Origin of the sequence: Chryseobacterium sp. SORGH_AS_0447 (assembly GCF_030818695.1) — a bacterium.
Classification (GTDB): domain Bacteria; phylum Bacteroidota; class Bacteroidia; order Flavobacteriales; family Weeksellaceae; genus Chryseobacterium.
The window spans coordinates 2293963-2306081 of the sequence record NZ_JAUTAR010000001.1 but is presented as its reverse complement, the minus strand read 5'-3'; the positions used below and the strand labels follow the sequence as shown (position 1 = coordinate 2306081).

The following is a 12119-nucleotide window of genomic DNA, read 5'->3' as shown; positions in this document are numbered from 1 at the left end:
ATCCGTTGAAAAAATATTTTCTACATTTGTACATGAAAGCAATTCACAATAAGGATTATTCCGTTGTGAAAACATTTAGCGCCTCGCCTATCTGCGGGGCATTTTTTATATCTAAATGTCAAGACGTACAGTTTTCTCACTATAAAATTATACAGTCGTCGTCATAAACTTTCATCGATAACAGGAATTCACAAAAAAAAGCCACCCCCAAAAGGGGCGGCCTACAAGATTAGATCTAACAATATTATTTTTTCGCTTTTACGTCTACTGCGATTTCGATGTCTTTGCTGATCATCCATTCTGCAGGATCGGTTTCGGAAGTTCCGAATTTGATTCCCCAATCCGCTCTATTTACGGTAAATTTAGCCTGTACGGATGCGGCGTTTTCCATCACGTCTACTTTAGCCGGGAAGGTAACGTTCATTGTTTTTCCGGATAGGGTAAGGTTTCCGCTTACGGTTTTGTTGGCTCCGGCTACGGCGTCTTTAGACGGCTCTTTAAGATCGGTTACGCTGGTGATTTTGAAGTCTGCAGTTGGGTTTTTAGCCGTATCGAAGAAATCAGGATTCTTTAAGTGGGCTTCAAGATCCGTGTATTTTTTGTCTTTTTCGGTTACGGAAGCAGGATCTACTTTCAGGGAGTTCATGTCGATCACGAAGTTTCCTGCAGTTACGTTTCCGTTTTCAATGCTAAGATCTCCCGATTTTACCATTAAAGTTCCCCAACGCGGCGCCATTCCTCCTTTGTGGAACGCTTTCCAGTTTACCACAGAACCTGCAGTATCTACCGGCAATACTTCACCTTTGCTTTCCGCTACGGTTTTTTCGGTAGAGGTTGCTGCATCTCCAGCCGATTTGTCTTTGTTGCAAGATGCGGCAAGCATTCCTACGGCCACCAATGCAATAACACTAAGTTTTTTCATATTATTTATTTTATTAAAAAGTTTAAGATTTTAAATATAAGCAAAATGAAACATCCCACAAGAGTTTTCATTTAAAAACCCAAAGATAAATACTTCCGTTTCCTGTTTTCTTGACATACATCAATAAATGAAAACCAATCATAAATTTTATTGGTAGTTGATAAAGATGTTTCCTGGTCGGAATGCGAAGATCTCAATTTTTATTTAAAATAATAATGTTTTAAGACGCAAAGAATTTGACGTTGTCAAATTTTCATGTCGCTAATACGAATCGCTGAATTTTATGCTTTGGAAATCAGCGGTTCATAATTTATCAGAGATAAAATCTTTGCGCCTTTCCCACAAAGCATTTAAAAGTCTTTCGCGCCTTTGTGCTTTCCAACATTCACCACACCATTAAGATCGACCATTCACCATTCACTGGCAGCGCAAAATTCACCACTCACCCTAAAACCACCCCGTCAAAAATTCCCTGAATTTTCGACACCCCTCCGGTCCGGAGGGGAATTGCGGTGAAGGTTCAGCGGTACACCATTTTATCAGGGATAAAATCTTTGCGCCTTTTTCCCACAAAGCATTTAAAAAGTCTTTCGCGCCTTTGTGCTTTCCAACATTCACGACACGATTAAAATTGACCATTCACCAATCACTTGCAGCGAAAAATTTACTATTCACCCTAAAACCACCCCGTCAAAAATTCCCTGAATTTTCGACACCCCTCCGGACCGGAGGGGAATTGCGGTGAAGGTTTCAGCGGTACACCATTTTATCAGAGATAAATCTTTGCGCCTTTTTCCAGCAAAGCATTTAAAAGTCTTTCGCGCCTTTGTGCTTTCCAACATTCACCACACCATTAAGATTGACCATTCACCATTCACTGGCAGCGCAAAATTCACCACTCACCCTCCGGTTTTCCTTTTATTCAGCCCTACTCTTGTAAAAAGAATGTATTTTAGCCGTTTAAAATTTCAGATGAACACGATAAGCTATATCCGACAAACCCTCAATATATCCGAAAAAAGCATCAACGCTACGCTGGAACTGCTGGCGGAAGACTGCACGATTCCTTTTATTTCCCGATACCGGAAAGACAGGACCGGGAATCTTGATGAAACACAGATCGAGCAGATTTCCAAACTCAACAAACACTTTGAAGACCTTGTAAAAAGAAAGGAAAGCATTCTAAAATCCATTGAAGAACAGCAGGCACTGACGCCTGAACTGCATCAGCGGATACAGGAAAGCTTTGATATCCAGGAACTGGAAGACCTTTACCTGCCTTTCAAAAAAAGGAAAAAGACCAAAGCAGATGTGGCGAAAGAAAAAGGGCTGGAACCTTTAGCGAAAATCATCATGAGCCAGAAAGCACAGGATATCGGATCTCTTGCGGCAAAATATATCAATGATCAGGTGGCTTCCGAAGAAGAAGCCTTGCAGGGCGCGCGCGATATTATGGCGGAATGGATCAATGAAAATATGTATGTGCGTAAAAACCTTCGCCGGCTGTTTCAACGGAAAGCGATGATTACTTCCAAAGTGGTAAAAGCCAAAAAGGAGGAAGAAGACGCCCAGAAATTCTCCCAGTATTTCGAATGGGAAGAGAGCCTGAACCGGACACCCTCCCACCGTCTTTTAGCCATGCTGAGGGCAGAAACCGAAGGGTTTGTCAAAACAAATGTAGGCATCGACAAAGAAGAAGCTATCGAATTTATCGAAAAAGCCGTCATCAAATCCAACAACGAATCGGCAGAGCAGATTGCATTGGCCATTAAAGACAGTTACAAACGGCTGTTGGAACCTGCCATTTCCAACGAAACCCTGCAGGAAGCTAAAGAAAAGGCGGATAAAAAAGCGATTGAGATCTTCTCCGAAAACCTGACCCAGCTGCTGCTTGCCCCGCCGTTGGGCGAAAAGAGAATCCTGGCCATCGATCCGGGCTACAGAAGCGGATGTAAAATCGTTTGCCTCGATGAAAAAGGCGATCTCCTTCACAACGAGACCATCTATCCCCACGCTCCCCAGAACGAAAGCGGAATGGCCATGAAAAAGATCCGTTCAATGGTAAACGCTTACAACATTGAGGCGATTTCGATCGGAAACGGAACGGCCAGCCGCGAAACTGAATTTTTTATCAAGAAAATTGCCTTCGACAAACCTTTACAGGTCTTCGTGGTATCGGAAGCCGGGGCTTCGGTGTACTCAGCAAGTAAAATTGCCAGAGAAGAATTTCCGACGTATGATGTAACAGTGCGCGGTGCCGTTTCAATCGGAAGGCGGCTGGCTGACCCGCTGGCAGAATTGGTAAAGATCGACCCAAAATCGATTGGTGTCGGTCAGTACCAGCACGATGTCGACCAAACGCAGCTGAAGAACGAACTGGATTCCACCGTGATGAAATGCGTGAATGCAGTAGGCATCAACCTCAATACCGCCAGCAAATCTTTACTGAGCTACGTTTCCGGAATCGGCGAAAAGATGGCGGAAAACATCGTGAACTACCGGGCGGAAAATGGCGCTTTTGAAGACCGGAAGCAGCTGAAAAAAGTTCCGCGGTTAGGAGAAAAAGCGTTTCAGCAGGCGGCGGCCTTTGTCAGGATCCACCACGCTAAAAATCCGCTGGATAATTCGGCCGTTCATCCGGAAGCTTACGGAATCGTAGAAAAAATGGCTAAAGACCTCGGTATAAAAACGGATGAGCTTATTGCAAACAAAGAGAAGATCGCGCAGATTCAGCCTGAAAAATATATTACTGGAGAGATTGGGATCTTAACCATAAAAGACATCCTGAAAGAACTGGAAAAGCCGGGACTGGATCCGAGGAAAGCGGCGAAAGTATTCGAGTTCGATCCGAAGGTAAAAAGCATCAAAGATCTGAAAACAGGAATGGTTCTCCCGGGAATCGTGAATAATATTACGGCATTCGGATGCTTTGTAGACCTGGGCATCAAAGAAAGCGGATTGGTTCATATCTCGCAGCTGAAAGACGGCTTCGTATCGGATGTGAATGAAGTGGTGAAGCTCCATCAGCACGTTCAGGTAAAAGTGACCGACGTAGATGAAGGAAGAAAAAGAGTTCAGCTGAGCATGATCCTGTAATAAACGGTAATGAGAATATCAGAGCTCAAAGAAAAGAAGATTACGCGAAGGGCCACCGGGGATTTTGATGCAGACGGAAACCGCATTTACGATTTCTTTGAATATAGTTTGCCTTATAAAAACAGTTTGCCGAACCTTAATAAACAAAGGGAAGTGGCTAAAATAACCGATATGCTAGTTTTTTTCCTGATATTCTTCTTCCTATTCAGGCAAAATCCCTTGGTTTCTTTTCTGTATTCCATACCCTCCGTAATTATTGCAGGAAGTATTACCGAAACGATTTGGGGAAGTACTTTAGGGAAAAAGCTATTCAGAATGGCCGTTATCGATGATTTTGGAAAGTATCCTGATTTTCTGACTTCTTAAAAAGAAATTTCCTGTGTCTGGCCAATTTCTATCCCTCCTTTTCGGAACATACATCCAGAACGGTTGCTATGGGTACCCAAACCTCTATCAGAACAAATATGAGCATGTATATGAATAATAAGATCTGCAAAACGTATATTGTAAAGAAAAGCAAAATTGAAGAGATCAGAAATAGGCTGGATATAAAAACTCCCGCAAACAGCGGGCAGCTCATCAGTTGATTCGCCCCTTTTTTAAATTATTTAATTTTAATCGGTCGTATTACTGACTTTTGCGATTTTTGCTATATATACAAAGGATAAACAAATTGTTGTGAAAATATCGGAAATTAAAGAAAGAAAAATCATCCACCGCCCCACTCCGGATTTTGATTTGTATGGAAAAAGGATATATCATGCTTACGAATATTACCTGCCTTACAATCCGGGGTTTAAAGGAAATGAGACCCAAAGGCTTTTTGCCAAGTGGATCGATATGTCACTGTTTACTTTAATTTTTTATTACCTCCTTCATAAAACGGTTTTAATAAGTGTCTTACTGTCGATTCCATGGGTTATTGTATTGGGATCGGTAACGGAATTTTATTTCGGAACTACATTAGGAAAAAAGATCTTCCGCATGAAAGTTATCGATGACGAAGGCCATTACCCAAACTTCAGGAAATCGCTAAAAAGAAATATCTTATGCCTTGCCAATCTGTATCCTCTTTTTACCGAGCAGACCTCCCGAAGTCCCTATGGCAAAAAGACCTCAACCCAAATGAATTTCAGGATGTATCTGAACAATAAAATCTGTACAACCTACATTATAAAAGAAAGCAGAATGGAGGAAATCCGTCATCTGCTTGACCTAAAACCTACCGAAAACAACAGACGGCTCATTGATTGAGCCGTCCGTTTATAATTATTTGTACCCGTAGAAATATTTATTCTATTTTAAGAAAATCAACGAAGAAAGAGCCAAATTTTAAAACTGGATTTAAAATATCTTTTTTTAAACAAACTAAACGTCAATACCAAAACAGTAAAAACTTCCAACATCAAGCATCCAACTTCCAACCTATTTAATACTCTTTAGAATCCCTCATCGGCTTTCTTACTTCCGGCCATTTCATTACCTGCCCTTTTTCATCAGCAGGCATCGCTCTTTTCTCACGGTTGGTAAATTCAGGATCTTCGGAAGCCATATAAGCCAGGGTGGCCGTTAAAATCACATTGCTTTTCACTTCATCAAAAATAATTTTGTCATACGTATCTTTCGTCGTATGCCAGGTATATCCGAAATATCCCCAGTTCAGCGAGCCCAGGGCAAAAGCAGGAACCCCGGCCGCTACAAACGAAGCATGATCGGAACCGCCACCGCCCGGCATCCCCGGAAAATCGGTCTTAACCTGGCTCCTAATCACTTTAGGAACCGCATTCAGCCACTTTCCGAGATAATCGTAAGCATTTACAAAACCCTGTCCGCTGATATTCACAATCCTGCCCGTTCCGTTGTCCTGGTTGAAGACGGCCTGCACTCCTCTGATGATTTCAGGATTATCCGCGACAAATCCCCTCGAGCCGTTCAGCCCTTGCTCTTCGCTGCCCCAAAGTCCTACAACAATGGTTCTTTTGTTGTTGGGATAATATTTTTTCAGGATCCTCATGGTTTCAAGCATGGTTAAAACACCTGTTCCGTTGTCGGTAGCTCCCTGAGCGCCGTCCCAGGAATCGAGATGGGCAGAAAGGATAACATACTCCTCCGGCTTTTCTTTGCCTTTTATTATACCGATGGTATTGAATGTTTTTGCATCCGGTAGAATTTTGGAGCGGGTCTCGACTTTTATTTTCGGCTTTTTCCCGTTCTCTGCCATTCGGTACAGCATTCCGTAATCCTCGAGGTCCAGGTCAATCATCGGGATGGTAGCGGTTTTCGCATCAAAGACCCTATTTGCCCCCATGATCCCCGTCCAGTTGGAAATGGCAATTCCCGCAGCGCCGGCTTTTTCAAGAGCTTTGGGAAGACTGCTGTTGTCGTAACCGATATTTCTGATGTATTGCTGGAAATCCTTTGAAGCCTGCTCTTTTTCTTTTTTTAATTTTTCATACAGTTCAGGAGTTGCAAATTCCTTGATCTGCTCATCCGACCGTCCGATTTTCTGGTTTTGTGCCATCAGGACGATTTTACCTTTTGCCGACGGCAGCCAACGGTCGAAATCGGTCTTGGAAGAAACTTTGGGGAGAATGATCACCTCCGCTTCTACCGGTCTTTTCGTGGCCGGACTCCAGGCCAGCTGGGTCGCCGATAAGGTTTTAACGCGTGGGTATACAAGGTCTGCATGCGTAATGCCTCTTTGCCAGCCTTTCCAGGTGCCGAACTGCTGCAATCTTGCATCAATATCCCAGGATCGCAGTTTTTCCGCCGCCCATTCGTTTGCCGCCAGCATTTCGGGCGTTCCTACCAACCGCGGACCAATGCCGTCCAAAAGTTCAGAGGCCATCTCTTCCAGCTGAGATCCGGTATTGATTTCGTTCACAAAGTTCTGAACTACAGGGTTCAGCTTTTCCTGTGAATCGGAAGCTTGTGCTAAAGCATACGGTGCCACCACCATCATCGCAGGCACCATCAAAAGTTTACTGATCTTCATATTAAAATTTGATTGGCCTAAAGATAAGAAAAGCGGGCGATTTGGGGTGAAAGGGAAATGGGGTTGATCGTGAATGGTTGATGGTTGTTGGTTGATGGTGAATGGTGAATGGTCAATCCGCTTCGCTTGTCAATTTCCAGTATATTCTCATTTTGCCAACTCATTATGACCCATTTCGTTCAGCAAATGATAGTAGTGGAAATAGTAAAAGTAAATGATAAATTAAATCAAAAGAATAACTGATAAACACTTTACCGAAAATTCCACTCCTTTGGTGGGGTGGCAAAAATTATTTCATAATTTTTGACGGGGTGGTTTACAACAGCATGGCTTTAAAAGTGAATGGTGAGCCGTCAACCCGCTTTTCTTGTCAATTTTCAATATATTAAAATTCACCATTGACTCGCAGGGCGAAATTCACGATTCACTTTCTATCAATGATCAATCTACTTCGCGGGTTAATTTAATTCACGATTCACTTGAGGAGCAAAATTCACCACTGACTAGCCGCCGCATACTCCTCCACAAAATGTCATAAAAAAACCGGCCTGACGACCGGTTTTGAGAACAACTATTTTTTTGATTCTTCTACAGAAACTTTTCTGAAATCTTTGAACAGTTTGCTTAGTTCTAAAGCTGACTTACGAGCTCTTGTTCCAGCTGCTTTGTTTCCTTTTTCTACTTGTTGGTTAGCTTCCGTTGTGAAAGCTTCAAATTCCGCGTTGATTTTTTCGATTAGTTCTTTCATTATTCAAAAAATTTAGGCTGCAAATATAGCTTTTATGGGAATTCCAGCCTAATAGTGAGGAAAAAATTTGTAAGAATTAATATATATTATAGAATCTTTAATAAAAATGATAAAAATTACGGCAACATGAAGGTTATTGTATATACCACACCCTTTACTTCTGCTTTTCAAAGTAAAGTGGTACTGCCAGGATCCCGATTGGGAAAAATATATTCAGCATTCATAAAAATAGATGGAAACCTGCGCTATGGCTCCGTTTTTGTGTTAGGAACTTGAAGAAGCTGATTGTTGATTGGCATTTAATATAAACACCAAAAAAATAGAGATATGCAATTCATCGAATTTAAAAAAGAGCATTTTACACACGACGAGGAAAAAAACAATTATTTTCTGGAAATTTCTAAAACAGAGATTGATCCTGAAAATATCAAGGTCCAAAAAAAAGAAGACGACCAGCTTTCCGATGATTTGGATTATGAGATCGCTGATCATCCTACCCGCGTCAGGGTGATCCTGAAAGAGCCGGAAGACATTAGGGTTAATTTTTAAATCATTTTCGGACAACTAATATTTAGGGTAAACATAAAAACTGGAACCAATGAAAAAGAACCGCCACTTGATTATTGTATTGTTTGGGATGCTGCTTGTACCTGCGGCTTACAGCGGTCAGGAAAATGCAGAAAAGAAGTATTCTGTTTTTAACCCCGTTCCGGAATCACTGATGAGGGAGATGGAAACCGACCGCCCGGATGTTACTGAATCTGCCTATACTGTAGATGCAGGACATTTCCAGTATGAAACGGATCTGATACGGCTTATTAAGGAAACTTCCGATTCGAGGCAAACTTCTACCGTACTGATCAATCATGGAAACCTGAAGATCGGGATTACCGGCTCAACAGCCATACAGATCGGCTTTGAAACCTACGGAATACAGAAAGAAAGGGATCTGTCCTCAGGAAGCATACAGACTTCCTCCGGCTTCGGAGATATTAATTTCAGGATCAAACAGAACCTGATCGGAAATGACGGCGGAAATTTTGTGCTTGCGGTTCTGCCCTATATCAAATTCCCTACTTCCGGATATGATGACGAGAGCCGTTTTGAAGGCGGTCTTATTGTACCGATGCTCTATAAAATGCCCGGAGAATGGAAACTCGGATTCCAGGTAGAAGTAGACCGGTTAAAAGATACGGATCAGCCTACCATGCATACCGAGCTGCTGCAGACCCTTACGATCAGCCACTCTATTACAAAAGGAATTGACGGCATAGCAGAAACGTATTATACTTATGATTTTAAAAACCACCAGCTGGCCAATTACATCAATGCTGCCGTTGAGATCGATGTAGCGAAAGATTTTAAGATCGATGCCGGATTAAATTATGGGATCCAGCATCAATCCCAGAAACATTACTTTATCGGTGCTTCGTACCGGCATTAGTAAGCTAAGTTAAATGGGCTGGAAGAGGGAAGCTAGATAGATGGAAGTTATTTTCATCAAATCAAGTTACAAGAATTTTATAAATGTTTTAAATAAAACAGGCAGTCTTTCGAACCGCCTGTTTTTTATTTGAATTAATTAAAACTATTTCTTATTGTACGCTACTCTCCAGACGATGCCGCTTACGTCGTCGGCTACCAATAGAGATCCGTCTGCAAGCTGAAGCACGCCCACCGGCCTTCCGTATACGTCTCCTTTAGGTTCGTTAGCGATAAAGCCGGTAAGGAAAGGCTGATAAGATCCGGAGGCCTTACCATCTTTAAACGGTACGAAAGCCACCTGGTAACCTACAAGTGAAGAACGGTTCCATGAACCGTGCTGGCCGATGAAAGCTCCGTTCTTATATTTCTCAGGAAACTGGGAACCGGTGTAAAAAGTTAATCCCAGCGATGCGGTATGGCTTCCCAGCGGAACATCCGGAACGATGGTTTTTGCTACCAGATCCGGTTTTTCGCCTTTTCTTCTCGGGTCTTCATTTTTTCCGAAATAGGCATACGGCCAGCCATAAAAAGCACCCTGCTTTACGCTTGTCAGATAATCCGGTACCAGCTCATCACCAAGTTCATCCCTTTCGTTTACGACCGTCCACAACTCTCTGGTTACCGGGTTCCAGCTCATGCCTACTGGATTTCTGAGCCCTGCTGCATATATCTTCTCCCCTCTTCCGTCCGGACTTACTTCCAGGATATCCGCTCTCCGTATTTCATTTTCCATCCCGTTTTCACCCACGTTGCTTCCGGATCCTACGGAAATATAAATTTTAGACTGGTCTTTGTTGGCAATCAGATTCCGGGTCCAGTGGTTGTTGTAACCGCCTGCAGGAAGACTTACAATTTTCTTTCCCGGCTGTGTAATCTTCGTATCTCCAAGTTTATACGGATAAACCCATACCCCATCGGTGTTTGCTACATAAAATTGATTGCCGATGATCAGCATTCCGTACGGCTGATTGAGGTTGCTCAGAAAAACGGATGAAGATTCCGGAATTCCGTCTTTGTTGGCATCACGGTACATGAGTATCCTGTTGGCCGATTTTCCTCCGACTTCCGCATCGCTTTTTCCGCTGATGTCGTTTTTAATTTTTTCCGAAACCGAACGCTCAGAATTGGATAATACAACAAAAATATCTCCGTTTTCAGCCTGGATCATATTTCTCGGGCTTTTAATATTTTCTGCAAAACGGGTTACGGTAAATCCTTCAGGAGCCGTCGGTGCTTTATCCTTAGGCCAGCCGATCACATTGCTGAATTTGTTTTTGGAACTTTTTTCGTTAGGCGGCGGAAGTTTTAAAGTATCATTCTGGGTAACAGCAGTATCGGCTTCCCCGGTTCCGTTGGATTTGTTTTTTTCCTTGCAGCTGAACAACAATAAAGCAGCTACCGGCAGTAGATAGATTTTCATAATATTTCGATTGTAAATGTTTTAATGATCAGCCAAAAAGTTACAAAAACCATTCCCTAAATTCCATGAATTTAATTTCAGATTGAAAAGGATGATGTGAAAATGGAATTTATCCTTTTCAAAACGGTTTGGCATTAAAATTATTGATTATTCAAAGAATGGTATGATAATAATCATAAAGTCTAAAAATTCAGATGCAGGCTGCAGATAGTACTGCAAAATGAAATGATCGGTCATTAATTACAAGGTTTATTTATGAAAAAAATCGTAACGGTACTGGCAGCAGGCACTTCGGTAATAGCAGCAGCTATTTATCTTTCGGGATACGGCTACATTTTCAAGGCTGCCGCTCTAAATTTGAAAAAAGGGCCCATCACACCATCGGTAGACGATGAAGAGAAATTCCCTTCCCGTCCGGTGCCTAATCTTCAGGCAAAACCCTGGAAAAAACATCCGCTTTACAACAGCAATACCCTTTCGGCAAATCTTTTAAAGGAATTAAAAAAAACGAGAACCTCATCCCTGTTAATTGTTCGGCAGGGAAAGCTTTTACACGAGGAATACTGGAAAGACCACGATTCCACTTCTCTGATGAACTCCTTTTCCATGGCAAAAGGAATTTTGTCGGTCCTTGTAGGATGTGCCATTGATGATGGTTACCTGAAATCTGAAGACCAGCTTATTTCAACAATCTTTCCGAAATATGCTGAAAATTTTTACGGAAAACATCTGACATTCCGACACTTAATGACCATGCAGGCCGGACTCGACTGGGTGGAGGAATACCGCCACCCTTTCGCTGAAAATTCCAAGCAGTATTTCGTCGAAGACCTTGCCGAACAGGCTTTTGATATTGATTTTATCGAAATGCCCGGCACGAGATACGAATACCAGAGCGTTGCAGCCCAGCTTCTCGGGCTCGCCCTGAGAAAAGCAATCGATCAGGATCTTGCAACGTACCTTTCCGAAAAAATATGGAAGCCCTTGGGGATGGAATTTCCCGCTAAATGGAGCACCGATGAAAAAGGAATGGAAAAAGCCTTTTGTTGCATCCATGCGACAACAAGGGACTTTGCAAAGATCGGACAGCTGATTATGCAGAATGGCCGCTGGGAAGATAAGCAGCTGATCAGTGAAGATTACTGCAAGAGAATGCTTACTCCTACCAATGAAAACGATGCTTTCTGTTTTACCGTCTGGGCAGACGATGAAAACGAAATAAAATGCCGTTTTTTCTACGGCTTCCTGGGCCAGTTCATCATTATGATTCCGCAACATCAGATGGTAATCGTGAAGACAGGATTTTACAACAGGCTCGACGTGGACAATAAAAAACGACCGGTCCAGGTAAAACTGCTTATTGACGAACTCTGCAAAATCAAACAGCCGGCAGCTGTATAACTGTTAACAGCCATAAATTTACCGGTTATAACCGGTTACATACCGAATACGC

The 12119-nt window shown here is 42.4% G+C and carries 10 protein-coding genes; 6 read left to right on the top strand and 4 right to left on the bottom strand.

Features of this window, described 5'->3' with window-relative positions:
- Positions 1–244: 244 nt before the first annotated feature.
- Entirely contained in the window at positions 245–922 is a 678-nt protein-coding gene (locus QE422_RS10660; RefSeq protein ID WP_307457864.1) for a YceI family protein, read from the bottom strand.
- A 972-nt stretch (positions 923–1894) separates the two neighbouring features.
- Between QE422_RS10660 and QE422_RS10655 the strand changes: the two genes are divergently transcribed.
- The 3 genes from QE422_RS10655 (at position 1895) to QE422_RS10645 (ending at position 5272) form a co-directional block, all read left to right on the top strand.
- On the top strand, positions 1895–4018 hold the full coding sequence (locus QE422_RS10655) for a Tex family protein (RefSeq protein ID WP_307457862.1): 2124 nt from the start codon (positions 1895–1897) through the stop codon (positions 4016–4018).
- A 9-nt stretch (positions 4019–4027) separates the two neighbouring features.
- Positions 4028–4384, top strand: coding sequence for a hypothetical protein (locus QE422_RS10650; protein ID WP_307457859.1), 357 nt, complete (start codon positions 4028–4030; stop codon positions 4382–4384).
- 312 nt (positions 4385–4696) lie between these two features.
- Entirely contained in the window at positions 4697–5272 is a 576-nt protein-coding gene (locus tag QE422_RS10645; protein WP_307457856.1) for an RDD family protein, read from the top strand.
- Between the two features lie 175 nt (positions 5273–5447).
- On the opposite strand, the gene QE422_RS10640 is transcribed toward QE422_RS10645, so the two are convergent.
- Together QE422_RS10640 and QE422_RS10635 are read right to left on the bottom strand one after the other, a co-directional pair.
- On the bottom strand, positions 5448–7013 hold the full coding sequence (locus QE422_RS10640) for a M20/M25/M40 family metallo-hydrolase (RefSeq protein ID WP_307457852.1): 1566 nt from the start codon (positions 7011–7013) through the stop codon (positions 5448–5450).
- A gap of 571 nt (positions 7014–7584) precedes the next feature.
- Positions 7585–7761: a histone H1 gene (locus tag QE422_RS10635; RefSeq protein ID WP_055981058.1), complete on the bottom strand. Its 177-nt coding sequence runs from the start codon at positions 7759–7761 to the stop codon at positions 7585–7587.
- Positions 7762–8088: 327 nt separating this feature from the next.
- Here QE422_RS10635 and QE422_RS10630 point away from each other — a divergent pair, with 327 nt between their 5' ends.
- Positions 8089–8310, top strand: a complete 222-nt coding sequence (locus QE422_RS10630; RefSeq protein WP_307457834.1) for a hypothetical protein — start codon at positions 8089–8091, stop codon at positions 8308–8310.
- 49 nt (positions 8311–8359) lie between these two features.
- A complete protein-coding gene (locus tag QE422_RS10625; protein ID WP_307457831.1) occupies positions 8360–9205 on the top strand; it encodes a transporter in 846 nt (281 codons plus the stop codon).
- Between the two features lie 144 nt (positions 9206–9349).
- Here QE422_RS10625 and QE422_RS10620 read toward each other — a convergent pair whose 3' ends face one another.
- Positions 9350–10666, bottom strand: coding sequence for a sorbosone dehydrogenase family protein (locus QE422_RS10620; RefSeq protein WP_307457827.1), 1317 nt, complete (start codon positions 10664–10666; stop codon positions 9350–9352).
- 255 nt (positions 10667–10921) lie between these two features.
- Here QE422_RS10620 and QE422_RS10615 point away from each other — a divergent pair, with 255 nt between their 5' ends.
- Positions 10922–12067, top strand: a complete 1146-nt coding sequence (locus QE422_RS10615) for a serine hydrolase (protein WP_307457825.1) — start codon at positions 10922–10924, stop codon at positions 12065–12067.
- Positions 12068–12119: the final 52 nt, after the last annotated feature.